Source organism: Microbacterium sp. Leaf161, from assembly GCF_001423645.1.
GTDB lineage: Bacteria > Actinomycetota > Actinomycetes > Actinomycetales > Microbacteriaceae > Microbacterium > Microbacterium forte.
In genome coordinates, this window is the sequence record NZ_LMOW01000001.1 from 2,196,058 (window position 1) to 2,213,499 (window position 17,442).

Genomic DNA, 17,442 nt, shown 5'->3' on the forward strand with positions numbered 1-17,442 from the left:
AAAGTCCCGCCTTACTCTTGACCACATGTGTGGAATCGTCGGATACGTGGGCCCGCGCCCCAGCCAGGACATCCTGCTCGCAGGGCTCGCCCGTCTCGAGTACCGGGGCTATGACTCCGCAGGCGTCGCGGTCATCGACGGCGAGGGCTCGCTCGGCATGCGCAAGAAGGCGGGAAAGCTCGCGATGCTGCGCGACTCGCTGAAGGATGCGGCCCTCGCCGACGGCAACACGGGCATCGGGCACACCCGCTGGGCCACCCACGGCGGCCCCACCGACGAGAACGCGCACCCGCACCTCGCAGATGACGACAAGCTCGCCGTGATCCACAACGGCATCATCGAGAACTTCGCCTCGTTGCGTGACGAGCTGCTCGCCGACGGCGTGGCGTTCCGCAGCGAGACCGACACCGAGGTCGCAGCAGCGCTGCTCGGTCGTGAGTACCGCAGCAACGGCGGCGACCTGCAGGGTGCGTTCCGCGCCGTGGTCAACCGCCTCGAGGGTGCGTTCACCCTGCTCGCGATGCACCAGGACCACCCCGGACTCGTCGTCGGAGCGCGACGCAACTCGCCGCTCGTGATCGGCCTCGGCGAGGGCGAGAACTTCCTCGGCTCCGACGTCGCCGCATTCATCGAGCACACGCGCAAGGCGCTCGCCATCGGGCAGGATCAGATCGTCTCGATCACGCCGGATGCCGTCACGGTCACCGACTTCGCCGGCACGCCTGTCGAGGCCGAGCCGTTCGACGTCTCCTGGGACGCCGCCGCCGCGGAGAAGGGCGGATGGTCCAGCTTCATGGCCAAGGAGGTCGCCGAGCAGCCCGAGGCGGTCGCCAACACGATCCGCGGTCGCATCAGAGGAGATCAGGTCGTCATCCCCGAGCTCGACGGCCTCGACGAGCTGTTCATCGGCATCAATCGCATCATCATCACCGCGTGCGGTACGGCCGCGTACTCGGCGCTCGTCGGCAAGTACGCGATCGAGCAGTGGGCGCGGATCCCCGTCGATGTCGAGCTGGCGCACGAGTTCCGCTACCGCGACCCGGTGATCGGCGATGACACGCTCGTCATCTCGATCAGCCAGTCCGGCGAGACCATGGACACGCTGATGGCCGTCAAGTACGCGAGAGAGCGCGGAGCGCGCACCCTGTCGATCTGCAACACCCAGGGTGCGACCATCCCGCGAGAGTCCGATGCGGTGGTCTACACGCATGCGGGCCCAGAGGTCGCGGTCGCGTCGACCAAGGCGTTCTCGGCGCAGATCACCGCTCTGCTGCTGCTCGGTCTGCACATGGGGCGCGTGCGCGGATCGGTGCAGGACGCATCCGTCGACGTCGCGGAGCTCACTGCCCTCCCCGAGAAGATCGCCAAGGTCCTCGAGAGCGAGCAGGAGCACGTCACGCAGCTCGCCGGCTGGATGGCCGACACCCGCTCCGTGCTGTTCCTCGGTCGGCACGTCGGCTTCCCGATCGCGCTCGAGGGTGCGCTCAAGCTCAAGGAGATCTCGTACATCCATGCCGAGGGCTTCGCCGCCGGAGAGCTCAAGCACGGTCCGATCGCCCTGATCGAACCAGGGCAGCCGGTCTTCGTCCTGGTGCCGTCTCCGCGCCACTCGGCCGTGGTCCACTCCAAGGTCGTCTCGAACATCCAGGAGATCCGTGCGCGCGGAGCGCGCGTGATCGTGGTCGCCGAAGAAGGCGACGCGGCGGTCCTGCCGTTCGCCGACGAGGTCATCCGGATTCCGCTCGCCGGAGCGATGTTCGAGCCGCTGCTCGCTGTCGTCCCGCTGCAGATCTTCGCCATGGCCCTCGCCACGGCCAAGGGCCTCGACGTCGACCAGCCGCGCAACCTGGCCAAGTCCGTCACCGTCGAGTAGACCCCGTCTCGGGTGTCGGGGCGGGGCAGGAGCCGAACGAAGCGGATGCCGCGACTAGGCTGAACGGGTGATCATCGGGACCGGCATCGACCTCGTGGACATCCCGCGGTTCGAGCGCACGATGGAGCGCACGCCGCGGCTGCTGGAGCGGCTGTTCGCGCCGGGGGAGCGGGCGCTGCGCCTTCCGTCCCTGGCAGCGAGGTATGCCGCCAAGGAGGCCCTGATCAAGACCCTGGGCGGCTCTGACGGGGTGCATTGGATCGAGATCGAGATCGCCTCCGAGGCATCGGGCCGCCCGCACTTCGTGCTGTCGGGCTCGACCGCCGACGTCGTCGCCGAGCGTGGGATCACCCGACTGCATCTGACCCTCACCCATGACGCAGGACTCGCCGCCGCGTTCGTCGTCGCCGAAGGAGAGCCCCTGTGACCGTTCCGTTCCGCGAGGCACGTATCGAGCTCGATGCCATCAGCGACAACGTCCGCCACTTCCGCCGTCTCACCGGCGTGCAGGTCATCGCGGTCGTCAAGGCGAACGCCTACGGTCACGGCGCCGCGGCCGTAGCCGTCGCGGCCCTCGCCGGCGGCGCGACCCGTCTCGGTGTCGCCGAGATCCCCGAGGCTCTCGAGCTCCGCCGCCAGGGCATCACGGCGCCGATCGTCGCGTGGCTGCACGCTCCGGGCGAGCGGTTCGATCAGGCGGCAGCTCATGACGTCGAGGTGGGCATCTCGTCGTTCGACCAGCTCGAGGCTGCCGGTGCCGTCGCGTCGGTCGATCGTCCGGTCGGCGTGCACCTGAAGTTCGAGACGGGGCTCTCGCGCAACGGCATCGCGCCGGCCGACTGGCGGCGCGTGCTCGCCGAGGCCGCGCGTCTCGAGCGCATCGGACGGCTGCGCATCATCGGGCTCTTCAGTCACCTCTCGAACACCTCGCCTCAGGACGACCGCGAGGCCCTGGCGAAGTTCGAGGAGGCGGTCGCCGCGGCGGCCTCGTTCGGCATCCACCCCGAGATCCGGCACATCGCGGCGACCGCGGCCGCGATCGACCTGCCGGAGATGCGACTGGATGCGGTGCGCATCGGCATCGGCATCTACGGCCTCTCGCCCTTCGAGGACCGCTCGTCGGCCGAGCTGGGGCTTCGTCCTGCGATGACCCTGCGAGGCGCGATCGCCGCTGTGCGCCGCGTGCCCGCCGGCGCAGGGGTGTCGTACGGATACGACCACCGCGCCCCGCACGACACGACGTTGGTGCTCGTGCCGCTCGGCTACGCCGACGGGGTGCCTCGCCACGCCTCCGGACGCCTGCCCGTGTCGATCGGCGGTCGTCGGTTCACCAACGTCGGCCGAGTCGCCATGGACCAGTTCGTCGTCGACGTCGGCGATTCCCCGGTGTCGATCGGAGACGAGGTCGTGCTGTTCGGCGACCCGACCCTCGGGGTTCCCTCCGCAGCCGAATGGGCCAACGCCGCGTCGACCATCGACTACGAGATCGTCACGCGCATCGGCCCGCGCGTGCCCCGGCGGTCGGCATGAGCGTCGACCCGGCCCTCCTCGGGCGCATCGAGATCGAGACATCCGATGCCATGGAGCAGCTCGGCTTCCGCATCGGCGAGCGGCTCGAAGCCGGAGATCTGCTTATCCTCACCGGTCCCCTCGGGGCCGGGAAGACGACGTTCACTCGTGGGCTCGCGGAAGGACTCGGAGTACGGGGTCCGGTGCAGAGCCCCACATTCGTGATCGCACGCACGCACCCCTCGCTCGTCGGACGCGCCCCCCTGGTGCATGTGGATGCCTACCGTCTCGGCTCGGGCGCCGAGCTCGACGACCTCGACCTCGACCTCGCACGATCGGTGGTCGTGATCGAGTGGGGACGCGGAATGGCTGAGGACCTGGCTGAGACCTGGTGGGACATCGAGCTCGAGCGCCCGGTCGGCGGCGACGACGATCTCGACCCCTCCGAGCTCGACACGGATGCCCCACGGCATGTGACGATCACGCGCGCAGGGCGCTCAGCGATCACCGGCTGAACGGCGACTACCCTGGAGAGGTGATCCTCGCCGTCGACACCTCCCTGGGCACCGCCGTCGCCCTCATCGACGACGACGGCACCCGTCTGTCCGACGCCTCGGCCGCCGACCCTCTCGGTCACGCGGAGGTCATCGGCGAGCTGCTCGTGCGAGCTCTCGGCGAGACCGGAAGCGGATCGATCGACCACGTGGTGGCGGGCATGGGCCCTGGCCCCTTCACCGGACTCCGCATCGGCATCGCGACCGCCCGCACGTTCGCGATGGGCCGCGGCATCCCGGTCGTCTCCGTGCCGAGCCACTTCGCCGCGGCGCTCACCGCGATCGATCGAGACGCCGTGACCGGGCCGTTCGCCATCGTCACGGACGCCCGCCGTCGAGAGGTGGCCGTCACCGTCTTCGAAGGGACGGATGCCGACGGCATCCCGAACATGGTCGCCGACACGGTGCTGGTCGCGCGGGTCGATGCGGACGAGCACCTCGATGGCATCCGTCGCATCGACGTCGAGACGCTGTCGGCTGTCGACCTCGCTCGCGTGGGCGCCCGAGCGGTGGCGGCGGGGCGCACGCTCGCGGGGGCCGAGCCGCTGTATCTGCGACAGCCCGATGTCACCGTGCCCGGAGCGCCGAAGAAGGTGGGGCGATGACTCTGCGTGCAGCGACGCCCGACGACCTCGACGCCATCATGGCGATAGAGCATCGCTCGTTCCCGACCGACGCGTGGAGCTCCCAGGCCATGGCGCTGGAGCTTGCGAGCCCGCACGGCCGCTATCTGGTCGACGAGCATGACGGCGCCATCATCGGCTACGGCGGAGTCCGCGCGCTGCAGGGGTCGAGTGATGCCGACATCCAGACCATCGCCTTCGACGCCGAGCACCGTGGCGCCGGTCGCGGGCGCGCGCTGCTGCGCTCGCTTCTCGACGCCGCAGCCGAACGCGGCGCCCGAGAGGTCTTCCTCGAGGTGCGCGCCGACAATCCGGGCGCCGAGGGGCTCTACCTCTCCGAGGGGTTCGAGGAGATCGGCCGCCGCCCTCGCTATTACCAGCCCGACGACGTCGATGCGATCGTGATGCGCCTCGTGCTGCAGCATCCGCGTTCCGCGCATCGGGACGAGCCCGCCGAGGATGCCGCGAAGGAGGCCTCCGCATGACCGAGCCACTGGTGCTGGGCATCGAGACGAGCTGCGACGAGACGGGCATCGGTATCGTCCGCGGACGCACGCTGCTGTCGAACACGATCGCGTCGAGCATGGACGAGCACGCCCGCTACGGCGGCGTCGTGCCCGAGGTCGCCGCCCGAGCGCACCTCGAAGCCCTGCAGCCGTCTATCGACGCCGCGTTGGCGGAGGCCGGGGTGCGGCTCGATGACCTCGATGCGGTCGCCGTGACCAGCGGACCGGGCCTCGCAGGGGCGCTCATGGTCGGCGTCGGCGCCGCGAAGGGCCTCGCCGTCTCGCTCGACAAGCCGCTGTACGCGGTCAATCACCTGGTGGGCCACATCGCCGCCGACATCCTCACCCCCGACTCCGAGCCTCTCGAGTACCCGACGATCGCGCTGCTCGTGTCGGGCGGGCACACGTCGCTGCTGCATGTGCGCGACCTCACGACCGACGTCGAGATGCTCGGCGAGACCATGGACGACGCTGCGGGGGAGGCGTTCGACAAGGTCGCCCGGCTTCTGTCGCTGCCGTACCCCGGTGGCCCCGAGATCGACCGAGCGGCGCTCGACGGAGACCCCGACGCGATCCGGTTCCCTCGGGGTCTGTCTCGCGCATCCGACATGGCGAAGCACCGCTACGATTTCTCGTTCTCCGGGCTCAAGACCGCCGTCGCACGCTGGGTCGAACGCTGCGAGGCCGACGGTGTGCCTGTGCCGGTGGCCGACGTCGCCGCGAGCTTCCGCGAGGCGGTCGTCGACGTGCTCGTGTCGAAGGCGCTCGCCGCGTGCGCGGACCTCGGCGTGCCGCGCCTGCTGCTGGGCGGCGGGGTCATCGCCAACCGACGACTTCGCGAGGTCGCGCTCGCGAGGGCCGAGAAGGCGGGCGTGACCGTGCGCATCCCGCCCCTGTCGCTCTGCACCGACAACGGGGCGATGATCGCGGCTCTCGCTGCGGAGCTGATCTCGTCGGGTCGACGCCCGTCGACGCTCGCGTTCGGAGCCGACTCCACTCTTCCGGTCACCGAGATCCAGGTCGACGAGCGCGTCGCGGTGATGTGATGAGCGACGCGCCACGCACGCCCGATCCCGTGGGCGCAGAACCAGGGTCCGATGCCGTGCTGCCTCCGACCAGGATCGAGCGCCCCAGCGGCGAGGTCGAGCATCCGTCCGGTTCGGCGCGGATTCCGGGGTCGCGCCGCGAGGGATACACGAAGCTGCCGACGGGACCGGTCGGAGTCGAACCGGTGGTCGTCAGCGGGCCCGAGGCAGACGACATTGGGCGCGGCACCGACTGGGCGCCGTCGACCGACGCGTCCGTCGTCGACGACACCCGCCTCGCGCCCTGGGCTCTGATGGCCGCCATCGTGGCCCTGGTCTCGTCCTTCTTCGTCGGCTGGGGCATACCGATAGCCATCGTCGCCGTGATCGCGTCGATCATGTCGCTGCGCCGACCGGTCGAGAGCCGCGCCATCGCACGCTGGGCGCTCGTGCTCGGTCTGTGCGCGACCGTCTACAGCCTCGGCTGGCTCGTCTGGGCCGGGATGCAGTTCGAGAGACTCGGATAGCGGATGCTCGACGCGGATGAATCCGTCGAGCTGAGGGCTCTCCAGGCGCGGGCCTACGGTCGAGCCGGTGCGCTGAATGAGGCGGAGGCCGCGCGGCTGCGCGAACTCGAGGCCGGCAAGACCCGCCCGGCGGAGCCGCCCGCACCGAGAGGACCGGAGCCGGCTGCGCCTGCACCCCCACACATCGAGCCCGCACACATCGAGCCCGCCGCGTCGACCGTCGTCGAGGGAGTCGGGACCGCGGTGTCTGAGGACCGCACCACCGCGGCGCCCCACGGCGACTCCGCCCTCGCCGCGCTGCGACGGCACGGGCGTCTTGCCGTCGCGATCACCGCAGCCTTCATCGCGGTGGGCCTCGTGCTCGGCTGGCTGATCTTCGCCGATCGTGGTCCTGCGCCGATGCAGCTCACTGCGCAGCAGGGCGAGTGGCAGAGCGCGATCGTCGCGTCGGGCGACTTCGACCCGGGTTCCGTGCGAGCCGTCGCCCAGGAGGAGGGCGTCGTGATCTGGTTCGCGACGAAGAACGAGAGCGCGGACGTGTGCCTCGTGCTCGGCCACGAGGACGCGACGGCTCCCGCGTGCACGACGCGGGACCAGGCGACGATCCAGGGTGTGAACGCGACGCTCGCGAAGCCCGTGAGCGAGGCCCAGACCTACGACATCCAGGCGCAGATGTACCTCACGCAGGATGGCGAGCCCGCGGTCATCACCCGCAGCTACATCACGTCGTCGCAGTCGACGTCGATGTTCGCCAGCGAGGCGGAGGCGGAGGCCGCGACGACGCTCGCCGCGCAGACCGGATTGGATCGCCGCACGATCCTCGTCGTCGGCTATGACGACGAGGTGCCGATCTGGACCGGGATCGACACGTCCACCCAGCGATACTGTCTCGTCTATGACGGGTCCATGCCCGACCCTCCGATGGTGTGCGACGACAGCCTGATGCTCGCGGATGCGGACCGGACGCTCGTGCTCGACGTCGCAGACGACGGCGAGACGACCCGCTATGAGTACCAGTTCGGCTACGGTCAGCAGTACCTCACCGTGACGAGGGGCTGGGAGAGCGACGATGCTGCAGGAGAGTGAGTCTGCCGAGCTGCGCGCCCTGCAGGGCAAGGCCTATGGTCGCGACGGCGGCCTGACCGAAATCGAGGCGGCCAGGCTGCGCGAACTCGAGTCCATGCGCGTCGAACCGGACGCGACGGTCCTCGCCGCAGCTGCGGCCGGCCCGGGCGCCGACGCGGTCGACGCCCCGCGTCGAGCAGAGGATGCTCCTCTCCCGCATGCCGAGCCGCCCGTCTCCGGTCCGCCGAGCGGGAGTCCCGCCGATGAGGAAGCCGGCGGGCAGCAGCCCCTCGAGGCCGGCGGACTTCGCGCAGCGATCCGACAGCACTGGAAGGCCGCTGTCGCCGCATCCGCCGCGATGCTCGCGATCGGTCTCGGCGTCGGATGGGCGGTCTTCGGGCACACCGGTGACGCCGTGGCGCTGACCTCCGAGCTGCAGCAGCGTCGCGCCGAGCTGCAGGCGGAGGGCGGGTTCGATCCCGGCAGTCTGCGCGCGATCGGACGGGACGAGGACGCCCTCGTCTGGTACGCCACCAAGGAAGACGGCGAGACGATCTGCATCACGCTCGACGCGGCAGGCAAGTCGGCGGATCAGTGTCAGCCGGCTGCGGATCTCGACAACGGGAACGGCATCGGCCTCAGTGCGAGTGTCACCGCACCCGGCGAGGGCGACGAGAGTCCGGAGGAGATCTGGGCATCCGCCGCGCGGGCGATGAACGGCGAGGTCGTCGGGATCATCCAGCGCTGGCGCTCGGACCAGAACTCGTGGCTGTCGCAGTTCCAGGGGGACGAGCGGGAACGGGCCGAGCAGCTGATCGAGGAGGGCTTCGAGGAGTACTCGTTCTCGGTCGTCGGCTACTTCCGCGATGCCCCTGTCTGGCGGGCACAGCGCCTCGAGAGCGACGACATCCAGGACTGTCTGATCATCGACGCCGTCGAGAGCGTCGAATGCCGCGTGTCGGGCGACCAGCAGTTCTCCGGCGACGGCATCGAGACCCGAGGGGTCACCGTCGACGAGACGGGGACCGTCGCCGCGGACTGGAGTGTGCGCCTCGCCTACACGCCGAGCGGTACGCCATACCTCGTCGTCTCCGGCGACAGCGCAGCAGTTGCTGCCGAGCAGACGGCGGAGCCGGGGGAGACGCTCGAGCTCGGCGGCGAGAAGCAGGATCCGATCCAGGTCGAGATCCCGTCTGACGACTCCGAGGGCTAGGGCGGCCTCGCCTGGCGCTATTCGGCGGCAGGCACCCGATCGGCGAGGATCGCGCGGCGCTGATCCCCGATGCGGGTGAGGATCAGCGTCGCCGCCTGATCGCCCCGCAGCGTCAGCTTCTTGCGGAAGGCGGCGGGGTCGATGTCCATGCCGCGCTTCTTGATCTCGAGAGAGCCGACATCGTTCGCCTTGAGGACGGCGCTGATCGCCTTGGGATTGGCAGGCATCGTCTCACGCACCCGGAACGACTGCACGAACGGACTCGTGAGCGCTGTGTCGGAGGTGAGGTACGCGATGCGCTCATCGAGCATCCCCGCGTCGAGACTGCGCGCGACGTCGCCGATCAGGCGCGCACGGATCACCGCGCCGTCCGGCTCGTGGAGGAAGGCGCCGAGCTCACGCACAGGCTCATCCTCCGCATCTGCTCCTGCGGTGAGCTCGTGCGAGCGCTCGCCGCGGATCACGAGAGCGGACCGGCGGATGCCGTCGCGAGCGAGCGCTCTCGTCCACAGCACCAGCTCGACGACGCTGCCCTCTGCGCTCACCCACTGCGCCTCGGCGTCGACGGGGAGCGAGTCCCGGTCGTGGCCGGGGCCGAGCTTGATGCCGGTCGAGGTGCGGGAGGCCACGTCGAATGCCCAGTCGAGCGGGGGAGAGTAGTCATCGGACGACACCCGCCGCGTCTCGCTGTGACCCGCGGTGCGGCGGGCCGGGTCCATCCAGATCGCCTGAGTCTCGTCGCCGTCGGCGGGCACGTGGGCCTCGGCGGTGCCGTGCGTCACGACCGCGCTGTCTCCGAAGGGCGCCAGGTTGTAGGCGGCGATCGCTGCGGTCACCTCGTCGGCATCCACGGCGATGACGTCGAGTCCGGCGCCCGCGAATGCGAGGGCGTCTCCGCCGATGCCGCAGCCCAGATCGGCGACACGGGTGATGCCGACCCGCCGCAGCCGCTGCGCGTGCCGTGCGGCGACGTTCAGCCGGGTGGCCTGCTCGAGCCCGGCGCGGGTGAACAGCATCCGCGCCGCGAAGTCGCCGAACTTGCCCCTCGCCTTGGCGCGGAGACGTGCCTGCCCCACCACGGCGGAGACCAGCTCGGGGGAGTGCCCTGTGGCGCGCAGCCGAGACACGATCCGAGCGACGTCGGCGATCTCATCGACGGGGCCGAGCTCGTCCAGCGCCTTCAGGCCTTCGGGGGTGAGCAGGGCGCGCAGCTCGGAGATCTCCACGCCTCCAGCTTAGGCGGCGGCCAGTTCGTCCGATTGGCACTCGCATTGCGTGAGTGCCAGCGGAGCGCCTAGACTGAATTAGCACTCTCGGGTTGAGAGTGCGAAAAGTCTTCCTGTCAGCGTCAAGAAAGAAGAGGTAGACCGTGTCGGTTTCCATCAAGCCGCTCGAGGATCGCATCGTCATCAAGCAGGTCGAGGCAGAGCAGACCACCGCGAGTGGCCTGGTCATCCCCGACACCGCCAAGGAGAAGCCCCAGGAGGGCGAGGTCGTGGCCGTGGGCCCCGGCCGCATCGATGACAACGGCAACCGCGTTCCGCTCGACGTCGCCGTGGGCGACCGTGTTCTCTACAGCAAGTACGGCGGCACCGAGGTGAAGTTCGGCGCAGACGAGTACCTCGTCCTGTCGGCTCGCGACGTGCTCGCAGTCGTCGTCCGCTGAGACAACGTCTTCGGAAGGCCCGGATGCATCACGCATCCGGGCCTTCCTGCGTGTCCGGACCGTGTCAGACGACCGCGGCCGGATTCAGCGCGACTGGAGCAGATCGACGGCCGCCGCGGCAGCGCTGCCGGGAGCCGCACTGTATGCGAGGATCCGCTGGCCATCTCCCTCGGGTAGGTGAAGGACCTCGTAGCCGAGCGTGAGTTCGCCGACGACAGGATGGCGGAAGCGCTTGCTGCCGCTCGTGCAGAGCTTGACCATGTGTCCGGCCCAGAGCTTCGCGAAGTCGGGACTGCTCAGGCTGAGCTCGCCGATGAGTTCGGCGAGCTGTCGGTCGTCGACGAATCGTGCGGCGACGTAGCGCAGCGATGCCACGGCCACCGCGGCCTCTTCGTTCCAGTCGGCGTACAGGTCTCGTGTGTGCGGATCGAGGAACAGCATCCGGAGGTGATTGGGGCGCCCGGCCGGCCGAGACGGCGCATCGACCTCGATGTGGCCCGCCATCAGAAGGTGGCCGGCGCTGTTCCAGTCGAGGATGTCGTTGAAACGGCCCAGCAGCACAGCAGGAACTCCCATGGCGTGCAGCAGTTGCGAGGCGCCTCGATGCGGCTGCTCGGTCTTTCGGGGACGGCGGGGAGCGGCTGATCGCGGGCGTGCGAGCGCTCGGAGATGCGTATGCTCGTCGGCATCGAGCTGGAGCGCGCGGGCGAGACTGTCGATGACCGCGTCGGATGCGTTCTGCGACTGGCCCTGCTCCAAACGGGTCAGGTAGGTGACCGAGACCCCGGCGAGTCGCGCGAGCTCCTCGCGACGGAGGCCCGGAACCCTGCGCCGGCCGAAGCTGGCAACCCCGACGTCGTCGGGGGTGACGCGATCCCGCCGGGAGCGCAGGAACTCGCCGAGCTCGGTCACCGGCCGTTCTGAGGCGATCGGCCTGGTGAACGCGGGGTGCGGATCCATGGAGCCATTCTCCACGACCGCCGCACGCGCAGCCTGTCCCTGGCGGTGCTAGTCACGAGAGGGGACTGGTTGCCCCGTGCCCCCGGGCGCAGTCTGAGCAGCGTGACTCATTCCGACTCGACTCTCCCCGCCACGGCGCCGCCGGCGACCGATCGCTTTACCCCGTCGCAGGCGCTCGCCATGGGCGTCCTTCTGACGGCGAACTTCACTCTCGCCGTCGACTTCTCGATCCTCAACGTCGCGCTGCCTCCGATCGGGCGGGAACTGGGTTTCGACACCGCGTCGCTCCAGTGGATCGTGACCGCGTTCGCGGTGTGCGCCGCGTCGTTCACCCTGTTCTTCGGGCGGGTGGCCGATCTGCTCGGGCGCAAGCGACTGTTCATCGCCGGGCTCGCGCTGCTCGGTGCGGCGTCGGTCGTCGGCGGACTCGCGACCACACCGGGTGTTCTCCTGGCCGCCCGCGTCGGCCAGGGCGTCGCGACGGCGATGGTCACTCCGGCTGCTCTCGCGCTGATGACCACGATGTTCCCCGAGGGGTGGGCGCGCTCGCGGGCGCTCGGGCTCAACGGCGCGCTCATGGCGGCGGGCTTCACGGCGGGAGCGGTGCTCGGCGGGCTGCTCACCGGAGGCGTCTCGTGGCGCTGGGCGTTCTTCATCAACGTCGCGGTGGCCGCTGCAGCCCTGCTCGTAGGGGCGTTCGTCCTTCACGAGCCGCGTCGCGTCGCACGGGCTCGGCTCGATGTCGTCGGCGCGATCACCGTGACAGCCGCTCTGGTGGCACTCGTCTTCGGCATCGACTCCGCGGGGCGCGTCGGCTGGGGCGAACCGGGCACGTGGATGCCGCTCGGGGTCTCCGCGGTGTTCTTCGTGTTGTTCGCGCTCGCCGAGAAGAGAGCGATCGAACCGCTCGTCGCACCTTCGCTGCTGAGGAGAAGCGAGATCGCCTGGGGCAACCTCGCCGGTCTCCTCGCCTTCGCCACTGAGACGTCACTCGTCTTCCTGCTGACCATCTATCTGCAGGAGATCCTCGGGTACACCCCGATCGCTGCCGGACTGATGCTCGGAGTGCTCGGTATCGGCACCGTGCTCGGTGGCCTTCTCGCGCCCCGCGTCATCGGAAGGGTCGGATCGTCGCGCGCGATCGTCGTCGGGCTGATCGTGCAGGCCGGCGCCACGTTCCCGCTCGCCTTCGCATCGGACGAGCATGCCTGGGCGATTCCGCTCCTCGTTCTGACGTTCCTCGGTGGCGTGGCGAATCTCGTCGCCATCGTCGGCTATGTCGTGACGGCGACGGGGTCGGTTCCCTCTGAACAGCAGGGCCTGGCGACCGGTCTCGTCACGATGAGCCAGCAGGTGGGCATCGCACTGGGCACGCCGGTGATGGCGGCTGTGGTCGCGGCGTTCGCCGCCGCGGGTCTTCTCGCCGGGCTGCAGATGGCGATCGGACTCAATGCGGCGATGGCGCTCTCGACCGCCCTCCTCGTCGCCGTCGTGCTCAGGGGTCGGCGAGGCCGCTGAACGGCCGGGGAGGCGCCACCGTTGCATCGATTCCTGCCAATGTCCGGTCGGCGACGGCTTCGGGTGCGATGCCGCTCATCGACGGGCATAGGGTTGTGCGGTGACCCCGACGAACGCCGCCTCCCGAGCCACTCAGACGGCGGGAGTCGCGTACGCAGGGGGTGCGTATCTGCTCTGGGGCGTGCTGCCCCTCTACTTCCTTCTGCTCGCACCCACGGGGCCGTGGGAGGTCGTCGCGTGGCGGGTGCTGCTGTCGCTCGTCTTCTGTCTGCTGCTTCTCACCGTGATGCGCGGCTGGGCGGCGTTCGGCGCGATCATCCGGCAGCCGAGGCTGCTGGCATGGACTGCTCTCGCCGGCGTCCTGATCTACGTCAACTGGCAGGTGTTCCTCATCGGCACCCTCTCGGAGAACATCGTCGAGACGAGCCTCGGGTATTTCATCAACCCGATCACGACGGTGCTGCTCGGGGTGTTCGTGCTCAAGGAGCGCATCCGCAGGCTGCAGTGGGCCGCGATCGGCATCGCCGCCGTCGCGGTGATCGTGATCGTCCTCTTCTACGGCGAGTTCCCGTGGATCGCCCTCTCGCTGACGGCCTCGTTCGGGGTCTACGGACTCATCAAGAAGAAGATCGGCCCCGCAGTCGACGCGGTCAGCGGACTCACCCTCGAGTCGTTCTGGCTGATCCCGATCGCCGTCGTGCAGCTGATCCTCGTCGCCGCCACACCCGACGGGATCACGATGGGCTCCCACGGCGTCTGGCACGCGGTGCTCCTCGCCTTCGCGGGAGTGGCGACGGCGGTGCCGCTGCTGCTGTTCGCCGCCGGCACCCGACGCATCAACCTGACCGTCATCGGGATGATCCAGTTCATCACGCCGATCATGCAGTTCATCATCGGCGCGGTCGTGCTCGGCGAACCGATGCCGCCCGAGCGGTGGGCGGGGTTCATCATCGTCTGGGTCGCCATCCTGGTGTTCGTGATCGACCTGCTGCTCGCCGCGCGGCGAGGGCGTCGGATCGCTCAGCCGGCACTGGTCTGAACTCCCGGTTCACGCCTGCGGAACTCGGTGTCGGATCGTTAACGCACCGAAACATCGGCGACCCCTACGCGAAGCCTTTCAGTCCTAGTGTTAGAGCACCCGACCGTGGTCACAATCCACGGCCAGTCACGCAAGGGAGCATCATGACCGCATTCACGCGCTCGCGCAGCGCCAAGATTCTCGCAGGAGTCGCGCTGCTGAGCGCCTCGGCGATCGTCGTCGCAGGCTGCAGCAGCACGCCCTCCGAGGAGCCGTCCGACGGCGGAGGCGGCGGATCGACGGCCGACCTCACGCTCGAGCTCGGCTCGCTGCTGCCGCAGACCGGTTCGCTGTCGTTCCTCGGCCCGCCCATGGAATCCGGCGTCGGCCTCGCCGTCAAGGAGGTCAACGACGCTGCGGCAGGTATCACGATCAACCTGACGGCTGAAGACGAGGGCGACACCGACACCAAGGCCTACGAGACGTCGATCAGCAAGCTGCAGAGCGCAGGTGTCACGGCCATCGTCGGTGCCGCGGCGTCCGGCGTCTCGCGTCTGATCCTCGACGGCAACGTCAGCGCAGGCATCCTCCAGATCTCGGCCTCGAACACCGGCCCCGACTTCACGGACTGGGACGACAACGGACTCTACTTCCGCACCGCTCCCAGCGACCTGCTGCAGGGCGAGGTCCTCGGCAACCTGATCGCCGAAGACGGGCACAAGACCCTCGGCGTGATCTACCAGAACGACGCCTACGGCACCGGTCTCTTCGAGAACATCAAGTCGACGTTCGAGAACGCGGGTGGCGAGGTCGTGGCCGACGCGTCGTACAACGTCGGTGACGGTCAGTTCGACGCACAGGTCGAGACCATCAAGGCGCAGAACCCCGACGCCGTCGCGATCGTGTCGTTCGACCAGTTCAAGACGATCGCTCCGCTGCTCGTGAACGCGGGCATCTCGCCGGACAAGTTCTACCTCGTCGACGGAAACCTGTCGGACTACGGCTCGTCGCCCGACACGAACTTCCCGTTCTCGCTCGAGGGCGCACAGGGCACCAAGCCCGGCCCGGCACTCGAGGATGACTTCACCGACCGTCTGCAGGCGTACTGGACCGGCGAGGGCAACCCCGAGGTCAACGACTTCACCTACGCGGCTGAGGCGTACGACGCCGTCGTGCTCGTCTCGCTCGCGTCGCTCGCGGCCGGCTCGACCGAGGGCGCGGACATCGCAGCGAAGATGGCTGAGGTCTCGGGTGGCACCGGCGACGGAGAGAAGTGCACCAGCTTCGCCGACTGCGCCGAGATCATCAACGGAGGCGGCACGGCCGACTACGACGGATACTCGGGCGAGATCACGTTCGACGAGAACGGCGACCCGCAGGGCGCCTCGATCGGCACGTACGTGTACGACGCCGAGAACCTGATCTCCCGCACCAACTGATCACGAGCGAAGGCCCCGGATTCAGCATCCGGGGCCTTCGTCGTGTCCCGAGCACCTGCGAAGGCCACGGGGTCACCGAGCGTGGCCGACCCTCCCCGTCCCGCAGGCCCGGACTGAGACCCGGACAGAGCCGCAGACAGAGAGAAGGGGCGGATGCCGCAGCATCCGCCCCTTCTCTCTGTCTGCCGCCTCAGGCCGCGTCGGTGCCGAGCGTGCCGAGGTAGAGGCCGATGACCTTCGGATCGTTCAGCAGGTCGCGCCCTGTGCCCTCGTACGCGTCCTTGCCCTGGTCGAGCACGTAGCCGCGGTCGCAGATCTGCAGGCAGCGACGTGCGTTCTGCTCGACCATGATCGTGGTCACTCCCGCCTTGTTGATGTCGGAGACGCGGATGAACGCGTCGTCCTGGCGCACGGGGGAGAGGCCGGCGGAGGGCTCGTCGAGCAGCAGCACCGACGGGTCCATCATGAGCGCCCGCGACATCGCCACCATCTGGCGCTCACCGCCCGAGAGCGAGCCCGCGCGCTGCTTGAGGCGCTTGCCGAGCTCGGCGAAGATGCCGGTGACGAACTCGAGGCGCTCTGCGTAGATCTTGGGGTTCTGGTAGAGCCCCATCTGCAGGTTCTCCTCGATCGAGAGCGAGGGGAAGACGTTGTTCGTCTGCGGCACGAAGGCGACGCCGCGTTTGACGAGCTTGTCTGCCTTCAACCCGACGATGCTGTCCCCGTTCAGGGTGACGTCGCCGCCGCGGATGTTGACCATGCCGAAGATCGCCTTCAACAGGGTCGACTTGCCCGCGCCGTTGGGGCCGATGATGCCGATCAGCTCTCCTTGACGTGCGACCAGGTTCGCGCCGTTGAGGATGTTCACTCCGGGGAGGTATCCGGCGTGCACGTCCTTGAGCTCGACGACGATGTCGTCGGGTGACGGCGACGACGCTGCGGGGGTGGCGGCGCTCATGCGGTGCCCTTCTGGTCGGAATCGAGGGTGCTCGTCGCTTCGAGCTCCGCCTCGGCTTCTGCTTCGATCTGCTCTCGGAGTCTGGCTGCTGCGGCATTCTCGATCACGGGGATGCGACCGGTGACGGCACCGAGATCGAGATCCTGGTGCGCGCCGAGGTAGGCGTCGACCACCGCGGGGTCTTCCATGACCTCGTCCGGGGGTCCCTCGGCGACGATGCGACCCTCCGCCATGACCACGACCCAGTCGGCGATGTGGCGGACCATGTGCATGTCGTGCTCGACGAACAGCACGGTCATCCCGAGGCCCTTGAGATCGAGGATGTGGTCGAGCAGCGACTGCGTGAGGGCCGGGTTGACGCCGGCCATCGGCTCGTCGAGCATCACCAGGGTCGGGTCGCTCATCAGAGCGCGGGCCATCTCGAGGAGCTTGCGCTGCCCGCCCGAGAGCGATGCGGCGAAGTCCTTCTCCTTGGCGTCGAGCTTGAAACGGGCGAGCAGCTCGCGCGCCTTGCCCTCGATCTCCTGGTCCTGCTTGCGCCACAGGAACGGGAAGAGGCTCGACCAGAAACCCTCGCCGCGCTGCCCCGGAGCCCCGAGCTTCATGTTCTCGAGCACCGTGAGGAGCGACAGCGACTTGGTCAGCTGGAACGTGCGCACCTGTCCCATGCGCGCCACCTTGAACGACGGGACGCCCGAGAGGCTCACCCCGTCGAACGACCAGGTGCCGCTGTTGGGTTTGTCGAACCCGCACAGCAGGTTGAACAGCGTCGTCTTGCCCGCGCCGTTCGGACCGATCAGCGCGGTGATCGCGCCGCGCGGGATCTCGACGTGATCGACGTCGACGGCGGTCAGGCCGCCGAAGCGTCGCTGCACGGCGTCGGCCACGAGGATCGGGTCGACCTTCGGCACGCCGGGGGCCGCAGGCCCCTTCGCGAGACCGGTGGTCTTGGGGCGTCGGATGCTCCCGGTTGCGGGCGCCGTCTCGG

Annotated in this window: 18 protein-coding genes; 14 read left to right on the forward strand and 4 right to left on the reverse strand. The window is 69.1% G+C overall.

From position 1 onward, the window contains the following. Positions 1 to 25: 25 nt before the first annotated feature. The 10 genes from glmS to ASF87_RS10580 all read left to right on the forward strand — a co-directional run bounded on the left by glmS (position 26) and on the right by ASF87_RS10580 (position 8,895). Positions 26 to 1,873 carry a glutamine--fructose-6-phosphate transaminase (isomerizing) gene (gene glmS, locus ASF87_RS10535; RefSeq protein ID WP_056375798.1) on the forward strand — a complete coding sequence of 616 codons (1,848 nt, stop codon included), beginning with the start codon at positions 26 to 28 and terminating at the stop codon, positions 1,871 to 1,873. 67 nt (positions 1,874 to 1,940) lie between these two features. Then, on the forward strand, positions 1,941 to 2,300 hold the full coding sequence (locus ASF87_RS10540) for a holo-ACP synthase (protein ID WP_042539168.1): 360 nt from the start codon (positions 1,941 to 1,943) through the stop codon (positions 2,298 to 2,300). Then, complete coding sequence (alr, locus tag ASF87_RS10545) at positions 2,297 to 3,403, forward strand: alanine racemase (RefSeq protein WP_042539170.1); 1,107 nt, start codon at positions 2,297 to 2,299, stop codon at positions 3,401 to 3,403. Before ASF87_RS10540 ends, alr begins: the two co-directional genes overlap by 4 nt. Then, positions 3,400 to 3,897, forward strand: a complete 498-nt coding sequence (gene tsaE, locus ASF87_RS10550; protein WP_056375799.1) for a tRNA (adenosine(37)-N6)-threonylcarbamoyltransferase complex ATPase subunit type 1 TsaE — start codon at positions 3,400 to 3,402, stop codon at positions 3,895 to 3,897. Before alr ends, tsaE begins: the two co-directional genes overlap by 4 nt. 20 nt (positions 3,898 to 3,917) lie before the next feature. Beyond that, positions 3,918 to 4,541: a tRNA (adenosine(37)-N6)-threonylcarbamoyltransferase complex dimerization subunit type 1 TsaB gene (tsaB, locus tag ASF87_RS10555; RefSeq protein ID WP_056375800.1), complete on the forward strand. Its 624-nt coding sequence runs from the start codon at positions 3,918 to 3,920 to the stop codon at positions 4,539 to 4,541. After that, the gene (gene rimI, locus ASF87_RS10560; protein WP_056375801.1) at positions 4,538 to 5,044 is read left to right on the forward strand and encodes a ribosomal protein S18-alanine N-acetyltransferase; all 507 of its coding nucleotides are present in this window, start codon (positions 4,538 to 4,540) and stop codon (positions 5,042 to 5,044) included. Before tsaB ends, rimI begins: the two co-directional genes overlap by 4 nt. Continuing rightward, entirely contained in the window at positions 5,041 to 6,111 is a 1,071-nt protein-coding gene (tsaD, locus tag ASF87_RS10565; protein WP_056375802.1) for a tRNA (adenosine(37)-N6)-threonylcarbamoyltransferase complex transferase subunit TsaD, read from the forward strand. Before rimI ends, tsaD begins: the two co-directional genes overlap by 4 nt. Next, positions 6,111 to 6,617, forward strand: coding sequence for a hypothetical protein (locus ASF87_RS10570; protein WP_056375803.1), 507 nt, complete (start codon positions 6,111 to 6,113; stop codon positions 6,615 to 6,617). The genes tsaD and ASF87_RS10570 overlap by 1 nt, the downstream gene beginning before the upstream one ends. A 3-nt stretch (positions 6,618 to 6,620) precedes the next feature. Beyond that, positions 6,621 to 7,703, forward strand: coding sequence for a hypothetical protein (locus ASF87_RS10575; protein WP_056375804.1), 1,083 nt, complete (start codon positions 6,621 to 6,623; stop codon positions 7,701 to 7,703). After that, positions 7,687 to 8,895 carry a hypothetical protein gene (locus ASF87_RS10580; RefSeq protein WP_056375805.1) on the forward strand — a complete coding sequence of 403 codons (1,209 nt, stop codon included), beginning with the start codon at positions 7,687 to 7,689 and terminating at the stop codon, positions 8,893 to 8,895. The genes ASF87_RS10575 and ASF87_RS10580 overlap by 17 nt, the downstream gene beginning before the upstream one ends. Positions 8,896 to 8,912: 17 nt before the next feature. Here ASF87_RS10580 and ASF87_RS10585 read toward each other — a convergent pair whose 3' ends face one another. Further along, a complete protein-coding gene (locus ASF87_RS10585) occupies positions 8,913 to 10,121 on the reverse strand; it encodes a class I SAM-dependent methyltransferase (RefSeq protein WP_056375806.1) in 1,209 nt (402 codons plus the stop codon). A 143-nt stretch (positions 10,122 to 10,264) separates the two neighbouring features. Here ASF87_RS10585 and groES point away from each other — a divergent pair, with 143 nt between their 5' ends. Beyond that, the gene (gene groES / locus ASF87_RS10590) at positions 10,265 to 10,561 is read left to right on the forward strand and encodes a co-chaperone GroES (RefSeq protein WP_039394204.1); all 297 of its coding nucleotides are present in this window, start codon (positions 10,265 to 10,267) and stop codon (positions 10,559 to 10,561) included. A gap of 84 nt (positions 10,562 to 10,645) precedes the next feature. On the opposite strand, the gene ASF87_RS10595 is transcribed toward groES, so the two are convergent. Further along, positions 10,646 to 11,521, reverse strand: a complete 876-nt coding sequence (locus ASF87_RS10595; RefSeq protein ID WP_056375807.1) for a helix-turn-helix transcriptional regulator — start codon at positions 11,519 to 11,521, stop codon at positions 10,646 to 10,648. A 102-nt stretch (positions 11,522 to 11,623) separates the two neighbouring features. On the opposite strand from ASF87_RS10595, the gene ASF87_RS10600 reads away from it, so the two are divergent. The 3 genes from ASF87_RS10600 (at position 11,624) to ASF87_RS10610 (ending at position 15,496) form a co-directional block, all read left to right on the forward strand. Then, positions 11,624 to 13,039 carry an MFS transporter gene (locus ASF87_RS10600; RefSeq protein WP_056375808.1) on the forward strand — a complete coding sequence of 472 codons (1,416 nt, stop codon included), beginning with the start codon at positions 11,624 to 11,626 and terminating at the stop codon, positions 13,037 to 13,039. 100 nt (positions 13,040 to 13,139) lie between these two features. Then, positions 13,140 to 14,078: an EamA family transporter RarD gene (gene rarD / locus ASF87_RS10605; RefSeq protein WP_056375809.1), complete on the forward strand. Its 939-nt coding sequence runs from the start codon at positions 13,140 to 13,142 to the stop codon at positions 14,076 to 14,078. A gap of 143 nt (positions 14,079 to 14,221) precedes the next feature. Next, a complete protein-coding gene (locus tag ASF87_RS10610) occupies positions 14,222 to 15,496 on the forward strand; it encodes an ABC transporter substrate-binding protein (RefSeq protein WP_042539188.1) in 1,275 nt (424 codons plus the stop codon). 190 nt (positions 15,497 to 15,686) lie between these two features. Here ASF87_RS10610 and ASF87_RS10615 read toward each other — a convergent pair whose 3' ends face one another. Together ASF87_RS10615 and ASF87_RS10620 are read right to left on the reverse strand one after the other, a co-directional pair. After that, positions 15,687 to 16,454 (reverse strand): ABC transporter ATP-binding protein, encoded by a 768-nt coding sequence (locus ASF87_RS10615; protein WP_042539190.1) that lies wholly within the window; start codon positions 16,452 to 16,454, stop codon positions 15,687 to 15,689. After that, positions 16,451 to 17,416 (reverse strand): ABC transporter ATP-binding protein, encoded by a 966-nt coding sequence (locus ASF87_RS10620; protein WP_056376455.1) that lies wholly within the window; start codon positions 17,414 to 17,416, stop codon positions 16,451 to 16,453. The genes ASF87_RS10615 and ASF87_RS10620 overlap by 4 nt, the downstream gene beginning before the upstream one ends. Positions 17,417 to 17,442: the final 26 nt, after the last annotated feature.

What these genes read in the sequence shown, in the direction of transcription:
- ASF87_RS10595 (WP_056375807.1), bottom strand. Translation starts at nt 11,521, where the DNA reads ATGGATCCGCACCCCGCGTTCACCAGGCCGATCGCCTCAGAACGGCCG.
- ASF87_RS10570 (WP_056375803.1), top strand. Translation starts at nt 6,111, where the DNA reads ATGAGCGACGCGCCACGCACGCCCGATCCCGTGGGCGCAGAACCAGGG.
- rimI (WP_056375801.1), top strand. Translation starts at nt 4,538, where the DNA reads ATGACTCTGCGTGCAGCGACGCCCGACGACCTCGACGCCATCATGGCG.
- tsaE (WP_056375799.1), top strand. Translation starts at nt 3,400, where the DNA reads ATGAGCGTCGACCCGGCCCTCCTCGGGCGCATCGAGATCGAGACATCC.
- ASF87_RS10615 (WP_042539190.1), bottom strand. Translation starts at nt 16,454, where the DNA reads ATGAGCGCCGCCACCCCCGCAGCGTCGTCGCCGTCACCCGACGACATC.
- ASF87_RS10580 (WP_056375805.1), top strand. Translation starts at nt 7,687, where the DNA reads ATGCTGCAGGAGAGTGAGTCTGCCGAGCTGCGCGCCCTGCAGGGCAAG.
- glmS (WP_056375798.1), top strand. Translation starts at nt 26, where the DNA reads ATGTGTGGAATCGTCGGATACGTGGGCCCGCGCCCCAGCCAGGACATC.
- tsaD (WP_056375802.1), top strand. Translation starts at nt 5,041, where the DNA reads ATGACCGAGCCACTGGTGCTGGGCATCGAGACGAGCTGCGACGAGACG.
- ASF87_RS10610 (WP_042539188.1), top strand. Translation starts at nt 14,222, where the DNA reads ATGACCGCATTCACGCGCTCGCGCAGCGCCAAGATTCTCGCAGGAGTC.
- ASF87_RS10575 (WP_056375804.1), top strand. Translation starts at nt 6,621, where the DNA reads ATGCTCGACGCGGATGAATCCGTCGAGCTGAGGGCTCTCCAGGCGCGG.